At 67.7% G+C, this 13,354-nt stretch carries 12 protein-coding genes and 1 pseudogene; 7 read left to right on the plus strand and 6 right to left on the minus strand.

The annotated features are described in order from the left end of the window. The first annotated feature begins 67 nt into the window (after window positions 1-67). Window positions 68-394 carry a hypothetical protein gene (locus IV088_RS04840; protein WP_291098481.1) on the plus strand — a complete coding sequence of 109 codons (327 nt, stop codon included), beginning with the start codon at window positions 68-70 and terminating at the stop codon, window positions 392-394. A 4-nt stretch (window positions 395-398) separates the two neighbouring features. On the opposite strand, the gene rsmI is transcribed toward IV088_RS04840, so the two are convergent. After that, window positions 399-1,313, minus strand: coding sequence for a 16S rRNA (cytidine(1402)-2'-O)-methyltransferase (rsmI, locus tag IV088_RS04845; RefSeq protein ID WP_291098484.1), 915 nt, complete (start codon window positions 1,311-1,313; stop codon window positions 399-401). Here rsmI and IV088_RS04850 point away from each other — a divergent pair. From IV088_RS04850 to IV088_RS04860, 3 genes are read left to right on the plus strand one after another with little or no spacing between them, the layout of a single operon-like run. Then, a complete protein-coding gene (locus IV088_RS04850) occupies window positions 1,313-1,741 on the plus strand; it encodes a YraN family protein (protein ID WP_291098486.1) in 429 nt (142 codons plus the stop codon). The two genes, rsmI and IV088_RS04850, sit on opposite strands and share 1 nt — an antisense overlap. Before the next feature lie 27 nt (window positions 1,742-1,768). Next, window positions 1,769-2,389, plus strand: coding sequence for an SIS domain-containing protein (locus tag IV088_RS04855; protein WP_291098489.1), 621 nt, complete (start codon window positions 1,769-1,771; stop codon window positions 2,387-2,389). Next, a complete protein-coding gene (locus IV088_RS04860) occupies window positions 2,386-3,003 on the plus strand; it encodes a BON domain-containing protein (RefSeq protein ID WP_236963428.1) in 618 nt (205 codons plus the stop codon). The genes IV088_RS04855 and IV088_RS04860 overlap by 4 nt, the downstream gene beginning before the upstream one ends. A 151-nt stretch (window positions 3,004-3,154) precedes the next feature. On the opposite strand, the gene IV088_RS04865 is transcribed toward IV088_RS04860, so the two are convergent. The 3 genes from IV088_RS04865 to IV088_RS04875 all read right to left on the minus strand — a co-directional run bounded on the left by IV088_RS04865 (window position 3,155) and on the right by IV088_RS04875 (window position 6,543). After that, a complete protein-coding gene (locus tag IV088_RS04865) occupies window positions 3,155-4,057 on the minus strand; it encodes an NAD(P)-dependent oxidoreductase (protein WP_291098495.1) in 903 nt (300 codons plus the stop codon). 150 nt (window positions 4,058-4,207) lie between these two features. Continuing rightward, the gene (locus tag IV088_RS04870) at window positions 4,208-5,344 is read right to left on the minus strand and encodes a PilT/PilU family type 4a pilus ATPase (RefSeq protein ID WP_291098498.1); all 1,137 of its coding nucleotides are present in this window, start codon (window positions 5,342-5,344) and stop codon (window positions 4,208-4,210) included. 155 nt (window positions 5,345-5,499) lie between these two features. Continuing rightward, a complete protein-coding gene (locus IV088_RS04875) occupies window positions 5,500-6,543 on the minus strand; it encodes a type IV pilus twitching motility protein PilT (RefSeq protein ID WP_291098502.1) in 1,044 nt (347 codons plus the stop codon). A gap of 38 nt (window positions 6,544-6,581) precedes the next feature. Between IV088_RS04875 and IV088_RS04880 the strand changes: the two genes are divergently transcribed. After that, window positions 6,582-7,283 carry a YggS family pyridoxal phosphate-dependent enzyme gene (locus tag IV088_RS04880; protein ID WP_291098505.1) on the plus strand — a complete coding sequence of 234 codons (702 nt, stop codon included), beginning with the start codon at window positions 6,582-6,584 and terminating at the stop codon, window positions 7,281-7,283. A gap of 3 nt (window positions 7,284-7,286) precedes the next feature. Here IV088_RS04880 and IV088_RS04885 read toward each other — a convergent pair whose 3' ends face one another. Both IV088_RS04885 and IV088_RS04890 read right to left on the minus strand, forming a co-directional pair. Further along, the gene (locus IV088_RS04885; protein ID WP_291098507.1) at window positions 7,287-7,841 is read right to left on the minus strand and encodes a DUF3617 domain-containing protein; all 555 of its coding nucleotides are present in this window, start codon (window positions 7,839-7,841) and stop codon (window positions 7,287-7,289) included. A gap of 53 nt (window positions 7,842-7,894) precedes the next feature. Beyond that, complete coding sequence (locus IV088_RS04890) at window positions 7,895-8,368, minus strand: Lrp/AsnC ligand binding domain-containing protein (RefSeq protein WP_291098510.1); 474 nt, start codon at window positions 8,366-8,368, stop codon at window positions 7,895-7,897. Window positions 8,369-8,473: 105 nt separating this feature from the next. Here IV088_RS04890 and IV088_RS04895 point away from each other — a divergent pair, with 105 nt between their 5' ends. Together IV088_RS04895 and IV088_RS04900 are read left to right on the plus strand one after the other, a co-directional pair. Further along, window positions 8,474-11,449 carry an L-glutamate gamma-semialdehyde dehydrogenase gene (locus tag IV088_RS04895; RefSeq protein ID WP_291098513.1) on the plus strand — a complete coding sequence of 992 codons (2,976 nt, stop codon included), beginning with the start codon at window positions 8,474-8,476 and terminating at the stop codon, window positions 11,447-11,449. A 64-nt stretch (window positions 11,450-11,513) separates the two neighbouring features. Further along, a pseudogene (locus tag IV088_RS04900) lies at window positions 11,514-13,331 on the plus strand (carboxyl transferase domain-containing protein); the annotation flags it as partial. Between the last annotated feature and the right edge of the window lie 23 nt (window positions 13,332-13,354).

A 13,354-nucleotide genomic window follows, 5' to 3' on the forward strand; every position in this document is an offset into this window, starting at 1 on the left:
TGGCCCCATCTGAACGTCTTGTTGTCGCTTCAGGGAACGAAGGGCTCACGCCCGACTCCCTCACACCATGAATGAACTGACCGATTTCGTGGGCCGCGTGTTGCGCGGCCTGATCAAACTGATGCTGGTGCTGGCCGCGGGCGTGTTCGTTGTCAGCTTTCTGCTGGCGGCCATCGTCGTGGTGGTGCTGGTCTCGCTGTGGTCGCTGATCACCGGGCGCAAGCCCGCGCCGGTGGTGATGTTCAGCCGCATGCGCGAACAGTCGCAGCGCTACACGCAGGGTGTGTGGCCCGGGCGTGCGCCCGTGGGCGAGGTGGTGGACGTGGACGCCACCGAGGTGTCCGAGGGCGCTGCCCGGCCCGCGACCGAGCAGCCGTTGCAGCGCCTGCGCTGAGCGCTCAGTCTTCCTCGGCGCTCGTCTGCCGCCGCGCCAGCGCGGCCTGGTAGAGCGCGTTGCGCGGCGCGCCGGTGATGTCGGCGCAGAGCTTCACGGCGGTTTTCACCGGCAGCTCGGCCAGCAGCAGGTCCAGCGTGCGCAGCGTGGTGGCGTCGAACGCCCCGCTGTCGGCGGCGACCTGCGGGTGCACCAGCAACACGAATTCGCCCCGCGTGCGGTGCGCGCCGCCCTGCAGCCAGTCCGGGAAACCGGCGGCGGGCATCTGGGCGATTTCTTCAAACTGTTTGGTGAGTTCACGGCCCACCGTGATCGGACGGTCGCCGAGCGCGGCCAGGTCCTTGGCCAGCGCCTCGATGCGGTGCGGTGCCTCCAGCAGCACACAGGCGCGGTCGTCGGCGGCGATGGCCTGCACCTCGCGCTGGCGCTCGGTGGCCTTGGGCGAGAGAAAACCGGTGAAGACAAAACGCCCGTCGTGCCCGCCGGTGCCGGCCACGCTCATGAGCGCGGTGATGCTGCTCGCACCGGGCAGCGGCACGCAGCGCAAACCGGCCGCGACCACGGCCGCACACAGGCGCGCGCCCGGGTCGCTCACGCCCGGTGTGCCGGCATCGCTCACGTAGGCCACGCGCTGGCCCTCGCGCAGCCGCTGGATCACGGTCTGCGCGGCTTCGGCCTCGTTGTGTTCGTGCAGCGCCAGCAGCGGTTTGTGCAGGCCGTAGCCCTGCAGCAGGCCGGCGGTGTGGCGCGTGTCCTCGCAGGCCACGGTGTCCACCAGCGACAGCACGTGCAGGGCGCGCAGGGCGATGTCGGCCAGGTTGCCGATCGGCGTGGCGACCATGTAGAGCGTGCCTTGCGGATAATGCTGGTGCGCTGCGGCGTCGCTGGCGGCGGCCAACAGGGAGGGAGAAACAGACAATGTGGTTATCCAGAAAACCGGTGAATCCGTCGGCTCCGACGGGCGCTGTCACCACCAAACGCCGGGGCGATGCGGCCGAGGACGCGGCGCTGGACCATTTGCAGCGGCAAGGGCTCAGGCTGGTGCAGCGCAACTTCAAGACACCCGGTCGCGGCGGTGGCGAGGTCGATTTGATTATGCGCGAGCGCGACGGCACGCTGGTGTTTGTCGAGGTGCGGCAGCGCGCCAGCGCGAGCCACGGCGGGGCCGGCGGAAGCATCACGCCGGTGAAGCAGCGGCGCATCGTGTTCGCCGCGCGGCACTTTCTGATGCGGCTGGGGTCAGAGCCCCCATGCCGCTTCGATGTGGTGCTGATCCAAGGTGGCCCGGACGATCGCATCGCCCCGGAATGGCTGCGCGGGGCCTTTGATGCACCCGCAACCTTTTGATACCCTGCCCGCCGCTATCATCGCCCCATGCTTCTGCAACGGATACAGCAACAATTCATCGACAGCGCCGACCTGAAGTACCAGTGCGCGCAGTCGCTCGCGCCGGTCGTCGAAGCGGCCACCACGGCCGTGCTGGCCAGCGTCACGGGCGGCGGCAAGGTGCTGTCCTGCGGCAACGGCGCTTCGGCGGCGGCCGCCCAGCACTTTGCGGCCAGCTTCATCGGTCGCCACGAGCGCGAGCGCCCCGAGCTGGCGGCGTTTTCGCTGTCGGCGGACGCCTCGGTGATCACCGGTCTCACCAACGATTTTGACGCCCGCGTGGTGTTCGCTCGGCAGGTGCGTGCGCTCGGTCAGGCCGGCGACGTGCTGCTCGTGCTGTCGACCACCGGAAATTCGCCCAACGTGGTGGCGGCCGTCGAGGCCGCTCACGAACGCGACATGACCGTGGTGGCGCTGACCGGCGCGCGCGGTGGTCGCCTGGCGCAGCAGCTGCGCGACACCGACGTGCACATCTGTGTGCCGAACGACGTGCCGGCACGGATCCTCGAAGTGCAGCACCTGGTGCTGCACTGCATTTGCGACGGTGTGGATGCCCAGCTGCTGGGCCTGCCCGAAACCTTGTCCAACGAAATGGAGAACCCCGCATGACACATTCACGCTTCCCGGGCCGCCTGACGGTCGCCGTCCTGAGCCTGGCCGCCGCTGCCGCCACCCTGTCGGCCTGCGCGCCCCTGGCCGTGGGCGGCGCCGCCCTCACCGGTGCCATGGTGGTCGGCGACCGCCGCAGTTCGGGCGCCCAGCTCGACGATCAGGGCATCGAACTGCGCGCCGCCAACCGCCTGCGCGACCAGATGGGCACGCGCGCCCGCATCAACGTCACCAGCTACAACCGCCGCCTGCTGTTGACCGGCGAGGTGGGCAACGCCAATGACAAGGCGCTGGCCGAGACCGTGGGCAAGCAGGTCGACAACGTGCTGATGGTCTACAACGAGCTGGGCATCGCCAACAGCCCGAGCTTCACCGAAAAGGCCGAAGACTCGCTGCTGACCGGCAAGGTCAAGGCCGGCCTGCTCGACACCAAGCAGATCTCGACCAACTCGTTCAAGGTGGTCTCCGAGCGCGGCACGGTGTACCTGATGGGCCGCGTCACGCAGCGCGAGGCCGACATCGCCACCCAGGTGGCCCGCACCACCAAAGGCGCCCAGCGCGTCGTGCGCGTGCTGGAAATCATCTCGGAAGAAGAGCTGGCGAAGATCAAGTGACCCCCGCGCCGCAGGTACGGTCCACCCCCGCCGCGCTGCGCGCGACCCCCTCAAGGGGGCGATGCGAGTGGCCCGGCGAAGCCGGTTCCACCGCATCCTCGGGTTGGCGCACGCGCGCCGGTGTCAGCCTTTTCCTGCCGCGCAGGGGAGGCTACTTCAACCGTTTGATCAGGCTCGACGTGTCCAGCCGGTTGCCGCCGGCGGCCTGCACGTCGGCGTAGAACTGGTCCACCAACGCGGTGACCGGCAGGCGGGCGCCGTTGCGACGGGCTTCGTCCAGCACCAGGCCAAGGTCCTTGCGCATCCAGTCCACGGCGAAGCCGAAATCGAACTTGTCGGCCACCATGGTTTTGCCTCGGTTGTCGAGCTGCCAGCTCTGGGCCGCGCCTTTGCCGATCACGTCCAGCACTTGGTTCATGTCCAGGCCGGCTTTCTGGCCGAAGGCGATGGCTTCCGAGAGGCCTTGCACCATCCCTGCGATGCAGATCTGGTTGACCATTTTGGCGAGCTGGCCCGCGCCGCTGGCGCCCAGCAGCGTGAAGGCGCGCGAGAACGCCATGCCGACCGGTTGCACCGCGTCGAACGCGGGGGCATCGCCGCCGCACATGACCGTCAGCAGGCCGTTCTGCGCGCCCGCCTGGCCGCCCGAGACCGGGGCATCGACAAACGCCAGGCCCAGGGCCTTTGCGGCGGTGTACAGCTCGCGCGCCACGTCGGCCGACGCGGTGGTGTGGTCCACAAACACGGCGCCCGGCGCCATGCCGGCGAAAGCGCCGTCGGCCCCCAGCGTGATCGAGCGCAGGTCGTCGTCGTTGCCCACGCACGAGAACACGATGTCAGCCCCCACCGCCGCTTCGCGTGGCGTGGTTGTGGCGGTGCCCCCGAACTCCGCCACCCAGGCCTGTGACTTGGCGGGTGAGCGGTTGTAGACCGTCACCGAGTGCCCGGCCTTGGCCAGGTGCCCGGCCATGGGAAAACCCATGACACCCAGGCCAAGAAACGCGACCTTCTTGGCGGCCACAGGTTCGTAGGTTTTGGAGGCAATGCTGCTCATGGGAATGTCTTTCGGAAAATGCTTAGGAACAGGTGCAGCCGGAGCGACGTGACCGAAACCGAGAACGCGGCGGAACCGGCTTCGCCGGTCCACTCGCGTTGCCCCCTTGAGGGGGTGACGCGCCCTTAGGCGCGGCGCGGGGGTGCTTCTCTAGATGATCGTCATGTGCTCGGTGCCGGCCGCCAGGTCCACCGTCTTCGCACGCTGGCTGTTGAGCTTGATCTGCAGGCGCAGGTCGTTGAGCGAGTCGGCGTTGCGCAGGGCGTCTTCAAAGGTGATGAGGTTGGCTTCGAAGGCGTGGAACAGCGCCTGGTCAAAGGTCTGCATGCCCATGTTGGTGCTCTTCTTCATCACTTCCTTGATCTCGGCCACCTCACCCTTGAAGATCAGGTCGGAGATCAGGGGCGAGTTCAGCATGATCTCGACCGCCGCGTGACGACCCTTGTTGTCTTGCCGGGGCACCAGCCGTTGCGAGATGAGTGCGCGCAGGTTGAGCGACAGGTCCATCAGCAACTGCGCGCGCCGCTCTTCGGGGAAGAAGTTGATGATGCGGTCCAGCGCCTGGTTGGCGCTGTTGGCGTGCAGGGTGGCCAGGCACAGGTGACCGGTCTCCGAGAACTGGATCGCGTGTTCCATGGTCTCGCGGTCGCGGATCTCGCCCATCAGGATCACGTCGGGCGCCTGGCGCAGCGTGTTCTTCAGGGCCGCCTCCCAGCTGTCGGTGTCCAGCCCCACCTCGCGCTGGGTGATCACGCAGTTCTTGTGGGCATGCACGAACTCCACCGGGTCCTCGATGGTGATGATGTGACCGTGGGTGTTCTCGTTGCGCCAGTCCACCATCGCGGCGAGCGAGGTGGACTTGCCCGAACCCGTGGCACCCACCAGGATGCACAGACCGCGCTTGGAGAGCACCACGTCTTTCAGCACCTGGGGCAGGCCAAGCTTGTCGATGGTGGGCAGCACGGCGGGGATGGTCCTCATCACCATGCCGACCTTGCCTTGCTGGATGAAGGCGCTCACGCGGAAGCGACCGATGGCCGGGGGCGAAATCGCGAAATTGCACTCCTTGGTGCGCTCGAATTCGGCCGACTGCTTGTCGTTCATGATGGCGCGGGCCAGGGCCAGTGTGTGCACCGGGTTGAGCGGCTGCGGCGACACCTTCACCACCTTGCCATCCACCTTGATGGCGGGCGGAAAGTCGGCTGTGATGAACAGGTCGCTGCCTCCCCGGCTGAGCATCAGCTTGAGCAGGTCGTTGATGAATTTGGATGCCTGATCGCGTTCCATGAGGTCTTACCCTTTTGTTTTCCGACTGTTCAAATCTGCCAACTTGGCGATGCCTTGAGCCGTGAACGCGGTGGAACCGGCTTCGCCGGGCCACTCGCGTTGCCCCCTGGGGGGTATGCGGCTACGCGCAGCGAGCAAGCAACGGGGGGAGCCACCTACCCTGGGAAATTCTCGGGGATCTTGGCTTTGCTGCGCGCTTCGGCCGGGCTGATGACGTTGCGCTTCACCAGCTCGGACAGGTTCTGGTCCAGCGTCTGCATGCCCACACCCTGACCGGTCTGGATCGCCGAGTACATCTGGGCCACTTTGGCCTCGCGGATCAGGTTGCGGATGGCGCTGGTGCCGATCATGATTTCGTGCGCCGCCACCCGGCCGCTGCCGTCTTTCACCTTGCACAGGGTCTGCGAAATGACAGCGACCAGTGACTCGGACAACATGGCTCGCACCATGTCTTTTTCTTCAGCCGGGAACACGTCGATGATGCGGTCGATGGTCTTGGCGGCGCTGGAGGTGTGCAGCGTGCCGAACACCAAGTGGCCGGTTTCGGCGGCGGTCATGGCCAGGCGGATGGTTTCCAGGTCGCGCATTTCACCGACCAGGATGGCGTCCGGGTCTTCACGCAGGGCCGAGCGCAGGGCGTTGGAGAAACTCAGCGTGTGCGGGCCGACCTCGCGCTGGTTGATCAGGCACTTCTTGGATTCGTGCACGAATTCCACCGGGTCCTCGACCGTGAGGATGTGGCCGTACTCGGTTTCGTTCAGGTGGTTCACCATGCCGGCCAGCGTGGTCGACTTGCCCGAGCCGGTCGGGCCGGTGACCAGCACCAGGCCGCGCGGGCGCAGCGCGAGATCACCGAAGATCTTGGGCGCGTTGAGCTGTTCCAGCGTCAGGATCTTGCTCGGGATGGTCCGGAACACGGCGCCGGCGCCCCGGTTGTGGTTGAAGGCGTTGACGCGAAAACGGGCCAGACCTTCGATCTCGAACGAGAAGTCGCACTCCATGAACTCCTCGTACTGCTTGCGCTGCGCGTCGTTCATGATGTCGTACACCATGCTGTGGACCATCTTGTGGTCCAGCGGTTCGACGTTGATGCGGCGCACGTCCCCGTGCACCCGTATCATGGGCGGGAGCCCGGCAGACAAGTGCAAATCGGAGGCTTTGTTCTTGACGCTGAAGGCGAGCAGTTGGGTGATGTCCATCCCGGGGTCCCGTGCAGTGTTGGTGTTACAGACTGATTATGACGACCATTTCAGACAATCTCCAAGGGGTTCGGGAGCGCATCGCGCAGGCGTGCAACACGGTGGGACGCGATGTGAACGCCGTCACGTTGTTGGCCGTCTCCAAGACATTTGGCCCCGAGGAAGTGGCCGAGGCGATCGCGGCCGGGCAGCGGGCCTTTGGCGAAAACTACGTCCAGGAGGGCGTGGAGAAGGTGTTGGCTTTGCGCGCCACCCACGCCGACGCCGGGTTGCAGTGGCATTGCATCGGCCCGGTGCAGAGCAACAAGACCCGGCTGGTCGCGGCCCATTTCGACTGGGTGCAGTCGGTGGACCGGCTCAAGATCGCCGAGCGGCTGAGCGAGCAGCGTCCGGAAGGCTTGCTGCCCCTGCAGGTCTGCCTCCAGGTGAACGTGGACGGTGGCGCCAACAAGTCAGGGGTCGCGCCCGATGCGCTGCCCGCGCTGGCCCATGCGGTCGCCGGGTTGCCTGGTTTGCGGCTGCGTGGCCTCATGTGCATTCCCGAGCCGGCGCCGGACTTTGACAGCCAGCGTGGGTTGTTCCTGCGGGCGCGCGGCTTGTTCGACGACCTCAACGCCCAGGGCCTGAACCTGGACACCCTGTCGCTGGGCATGAGCGACGACCTGGATGCCGCTGTGGCGGCGGGCTCGACCATGGTTCGTGTCGGCCGGGCCATCTTCGGCAGCCGGCCCAGGGGCTGAGACTTACTTCGCGGGCGCCGCGGGCATCTGGATCGGTTTGACCGCCCCGCAGTCGGCGGCCAGCCACTGTCCCTGGCCGTCGATGGTCATGCTCTCCGGCTTGCCGTTGCGCACCGACTGCATCACCATCTTCATGGTGTAGGCCTTGTCGCCATTGAAGGTGTAGGTGCCCTCGCCCGACGACGGCGGGTTGGTGCAGACGAACTTCATCTTGAGTGCGCTGGCGCTGCGGGAGGTGATGGTGTTGGTGCAGTTGCCCTCGGTCTGGGACGGCATCTCGGCGCGGGCGGCCATCTCGGGCGTGATGCAGACCTTGAGCGAGAAGCCGCCACCCGGGGCCACGCCCATGCCGTTTTTCCCCATCATGGCTTCCATCTGTTTGCGCTGGGCCGGTGGCATGCTGGCCAGCTGCTTCTGCATCTCGGCCATGGCCTTGTCCATCTCGGGGTTGCCACCCATCTTGCTCTGGACGGCCCACAGGCCGGGTGCCTGGGTTTGTGCGAAGGCGCTCGCTGAGCACAGCAACAGACAGGACAGCAGGCGGGGGGCTTTGGGCATGGAGGGCTCCTGAAGAAAAGGTGCTGGGGATTGTCGCTGGGCGATGGCGCTTGTCAAAGGGGCAAACGGCTGCAGTTCTTCACCTCTTCCATCACCGCGTAGGTGCGCGTCTCGCGCACGCCGGGCAGCTGCCAGAGCACGCTGCCCGCGAAGTCGCGGTAGGCGGCCATGTCGGCCATGCGGGTCTTGAGCAGGTAGTCGAAGCCGCCGGCCACCATGTGGCATTCCATGATCTCGTCGCGCACCTGCACCGCGGCCTTGAATTCGTTGAAGACGTTGGGCGTGGTGCGGTCCAGAAGCACCTCGACGAAAACCATCATGCCGCGCCCGAGCTTGAGCGGGTTCAGCCGCGCCTCATAGCCCAGGATGTAGCCGTCGCGCTGCAGGCGCTGGGTGCGCGCGAGCACGGCCGTGGGCGAGAGCGCCACGGCCTCGGCGAGCTTGAGGTTGGCGATGCGCCCGTCGGCCTGCAGGACGTTCAGGATGCGCAGGTCGATGCGGTCGAGGTCGTGGGTGGTTTCGGTCATGGATGGTGAATTATCCGGTGAATGACAAAAAAACCACCAGAAATTCACCAAACGAACCGGCACCATCACGGGATTCACCAACCGAGCCGATTTCCGGAGACCGCCATGCCCCGCACCACCGACCGCCTGCCTTTCCCCTACCGGCCCGAAGTCGCCATCGTCGCCCAGCGCCTTGCCGCCTTGCAGGGCGCGCTGGACTGGGCGGCCGCGGCCCACGTGGCCGCGCCCTGGGTGCGCGCCGTGCGCGAGAACCCGCCACCGTTCTGGGCCATGGAAAGCCTCTTGAAGGAGTACCCGATCTCCAGCGCCGAGGGCCTGGCCCTGATGCGGCTGGCAGAGGCGCTGCTGCGCGTGCCCGATGCCGAAACCGCCATCGCCTTGACGGCAGACCAGCTGGGCCGGGCCGACTTTGACGGGGCGGCCGACTCGACACTGGCGCGGCTCTCGTCCACGGCGATTGCGATGTCCAAACACTTCCTGCCGGGCGCGGGACAAGAGCCCGGCCTCATGGCCAAGCTCGGCGCCAAAACCGTGGTCGCGGCCACGTTGCGCGCGGTGCAGCTGCTGGGCCGCCAGTTCGTGCTGGGACAGACCATCGAAGAGGGCATGAAGGAAGCCGCTTCGGCACGCAAGAAGCTGGACCAGCTGCGCTTCAGCTTCGACATGCTGGGCGAAGGCGCGCGCACCGACGCGGATGCGCTGCGTTACCTCGCGAGCTATGAAAACGCCATCGCCGCGATCGCACGCACCGCCGACCCGAAACGCTCGCCCGCGCACAACGACGGCATCTCCATCAAGCTCAGCGCCCTGCACCCGCGTTACGAAGACGTGCAGCACGGGCGCGTGATGGACGAGCTGGTGCCGCGCGTGTGGACGCTGTGCCGCGCGGCGGCGGCGGCCAACCTCAACCTCACCATCGATGCCGAAGAGGTGGACCGGCTGGAGCTTTCGCTCGATGTGTTCGAAGCGCTGGCGCAGCTGGTGGCCGAACACTGCCCGCAGTGGGCCGGCCTCGGCCTGGCGATGCAGGCCTACCAGAGCCGCGCGGTGGAATTGATCGAACACGTGGCCGCGCTGGCCCGGCAGCACAAGATCAAATTCATGTGCCGCCTGGTCAAGGGTGCGTACTGGGACGCCGAGATCAAGCGCGCACAGGAGCAGGGCCTGCCGACCTACCCGGTGTTCACCCACAAGCACCACACCGACGTGAGCTACCTCGCGTGTGCAAGGGCCTTGCTGGATGCGCCGGACGCGATCTTTCCGCAGTTCGCCACGCACAACGCCGGCACCATTTCCGCTCTCCTGCAGATGGCCTCCCGCCACGGCGTGCCGTTTGAGCTGCAGCGCCTGCACGGCATGGGCGAGGGCATCTACCGCGAGGTGCTGAAGAACCCGCTGGTGGCCTGCCGCGTCTACGCCCCGGTGGGCGCGCACCGCGACCTGCTGGCCTACCTGGTGCGCCGCCTGCTGGAGAACGGCGCCAACTCCTCCTTCGTGCACCAGCTCGCCGACGAATCGGTGGGCATGGACGAGCTGTTGCTCTCGCCGCTGGAGCAGTCGAAGCCCGAGGCGATGTCATCAACCCTGCCGCTGCCCCCCGACCTGTACGGCCTGAAGCGCCCCAACAGCCTGGGTCTGGACCTGGCCGTGGTCGTGCACCGCGACCCACTGCTGGCCGCGCACGCCGCGCTGGTGGTACCCACCGTGCCCGAAGCCTCCGCCGCAGAAGCGCAGGCCGCTGTGGGCAAGGCTGTGCAGGCCTTCGCGGGCTGGAACCACACGCCGGTGGCCGAGCGCGCCGCCACACTGCGCCGCGCGGCCGACGCCATGCAGCAGCAACTGCCGCGCCTGTGTGCGTTGCTGGTGAAGGAAGCGCACAAAGGCTGGGGCGACGCGGTGTCGGAGGTGCGCGAAGCCATCGATTTCTTGCGCTATTACGCGAACGACGCCGAGCGCGTGATGGCGCCGCAGACGCTGCCCGGCCCCACAGGCGAGAGCAACACGCTGCGCATGGAAGGCCGGGGCGCGTGGGTCTGCATCAGCCCCTGGAACTTCCCGTTGGCCATCTTCGCGGGCCAGGTGGCCGCCGCCCTGGCCACCGGCAACACCGTGCTGGCCAAACCGGCCGAGCAGACGCCAGCCATTGCGCTCGAAGCGGTGAAGCTGCTGCACGCCGCCGGCGTGCCCGCCGGCGCATTGCAACTGCTGCATGGCCCGGGCGAGACCGTGGGCGCATCGCTCGTGGCACAACCGGGCATCGCCGGTGTGGTGTTCACCGGCTCCACCCAGGTGGCCAAGATCATCCAGCGCGCGCTGGCCGCCAAAGACGGCGCCATCGTGCCGCTGATCGCCGAGACCGGCGGCATCAACGCCATGCTGGTGGACAGCACGGCCCTGCCCGAGCAGGTGGCCGACGCGGTGGTGCAGAGCGCCTTCCGCAGCGCGGGCCAGCGTTGTTCGGCCCTGCGCTTGCTGTGCTTGCACGAAGGCATTGCGGATCACGTGATCGAAATGATCCAGGGCGCGGCGAAAGAACTGGTGGTGGGGCAACCCGCCGAGCTGGCGACCGACCTCGGCCCGGTGATCGACGCCGAAGCGTTTGGTGGCATCACCCGCCACCTGCAGCGCCTGCACGCGGAAGCGAAGCCCTTGCTGCCGGGCGCGGCGCCGGTCACCACGATGCCCAACCTGATCCCGCCGCAGATGTTCGAAGTGAACGCCATCGCCGACGTCAAAGCCGAGATTTTCGGCCCGGTGCTGCAGGTGGTGCGCTGGGGCGGCGACCCGATGGACGTGATCCGCCAGATCAACGCGCTGGGCTATGGCCTCACGCTGGGCATCCAGACCCGCATCGACAGCCGGGCCCAGGCGCTGGCCACGGCGGCGCGGGTGGGCAACGTCTACGTGAACCGCAACATGATCGGCGCCGTGGTGGGCGTGCAGCCCTTCGGTGGCGAAGGCCTCTCCGGCACCGGTCCGAAGGCGGGTGGACCGAACTACCTGCTGCGCTTCTGTGCCGAGCAAACGCTGACCATCAACACCACGGCCGCCGGTGGCAACGTGGCCCTGTTCACGGGGTGAGGGCCATGTCGCGCGCTTGACCGGGTGAGCCCGTCGGGGGCGGAACAATGCCGGCATGACACTCCTTCGCTCGCCGCTCCAGGCCCAGGTCGTTGAATGCACCGTGGCCGTGGGCGACGCGGTTCGGGCGGGTGACGTGCTGCTCATCCTCGAAGCGATGAAGATGGAGCACGAGCTGCGGGCGGACACCGATGGGGTGGTCGCCGAGCGGTGTTGTGCGGCGGGCGAGACCGTTCAACCGGGCGACGTGTTGCTGGTGCTCGCCGAACGCCCCAGCTCGGCGAGCGGCGCGGTGCCGATTCCTGAAGCGCCTGTGGGCGAAGGGAAGGGCGGTGTGCGGGCCGACCTGCAACGCCTGCGCGACCGCGAGCGCTTCCTGTCCGACAAGGCTCGACCCGAGGCGGTGGCCAGGCGCCATGCGCTGGGCCTGCGCACCGCGCGCGAGAACATCGCCGACCTGTGCGATGAAGCCTCCTTCATCGAATACGGCGCCCTGGCCGTGGCCGCCCAGCGCAGCCGCCGCAGCGAAGAAGACCTGATCGCGAACACACCGGCCGACGGCATGGTCGCCGGCATCGGCTCGGTCAACGGCCCGATCTTTGGTGCCGAAGCCTCGCGCACCGTGGTCATGGCCTACGACGCCACGGTGCTGGCCGGCACACAAGGCATGCGCAACCACGCCAAGACCGACCGGCTGCTGGGCATCGCGCTGGCGCAGCGCCTGCCGGTGGTGCTGTTCGCCGAAGGCGGCGGGGGCCGACCGGGCGACACCGACATGCCCATCGTCGCGGGCCTGCACGTGGGCACCTTCGCGGCGTTTGCGCGCCTGTCGGGGCTGGTGCCGGTGGTGGGCATCGCGGCCGGACGCTGTTTCGCCGGCAACGCGGCCTTGCTGGGCTGCAGCGACGTGATCATCGCCACCCGCGGCAGCCACATCGGCATGGGCGGCCCGGCCATGGTGGAGGGCGGCGGGCTGGGCCGGTTCCGGCCAGAGGACATCGGGCCCTCATCCGTGCAACACGCCAACGGCGTGATCGACGTGCTGGTGGACGACGAGGCTCAGGCCGTGTCGGTGGCGCGCCGCTACCTGTCGTACTTTCAGGGCCGCGTGCGCGACTGGATCTCGCCCGAGCCCGCGGCGCTGCGGAATGTGGTGCCACAGAACCGCCTGCGCGTCTACGACAGCCGCCGCGCGATGGAAGGTCTGGTGGACCAGGGCAGCCTGCTGCACCTGCGCACCGGTTTTGGCCTGGGCATCCACACCGCGCTGGCGCGCATCGAAGGCCGCCCGGTGGGGTTGCTGGCCAACAACCCGCAGCATCTGGGTGGCGCGATCGACGCCGGTGCGGCCGACAAGGCGGCGCGCTTCCTGCAACTCTGCAACGCGCACGGCCTGCCGCTGGTCAGTCTGGTGGACACGCCGGGTTTCATGGTCGGTCCCGACACCGAGGCCACGGCCCAGGTGCGGCACGTCAGCCGCCTGTTCGTGGTCTCGGCCAAGCTGCGGGTGCCGGTGTTTTCGGTGGTGCTGCGCAAAGGCTACGGGCTCGGCGCCATGGGCATGACGGCCGGCGGCTTTCACGCACCGGTGTTCACCGTGGCCTGGCCTTCGGCCGAATTCGGTGCCATGGGACTGGAGGGGGCGGTGCGGCTGGGTTACCGCAAGGAGTTGGAAGCGGTGCCCGAAGGCGGGCAGCGGGACGCGCTGTTCCAGCAGCTGCTGGCGCGCCAGCATGAGAACGGTTCGGCCATCCCCATGGCCACCACGCTGGAGATCGACGCGGTGATCGATCCGGCCGACACACGGCGCTGGTTGTCTCAGGGCTTGGCGGGGATGAAGCCCGCGGCGCTCCCGGCGGACCGCTTCATCGACACCTGGTGACGACCCACCCCGCCGTCAGCGGG

It is taken from the genome of Hydrogenophaga sp. (assembly GCF_018780075.1).
GTDB lineage: Bacteria > Pseudomonadota > Gammaproteobacteria > Burkholderiales > Burkholderiaceae_C > Hydrogenophaga.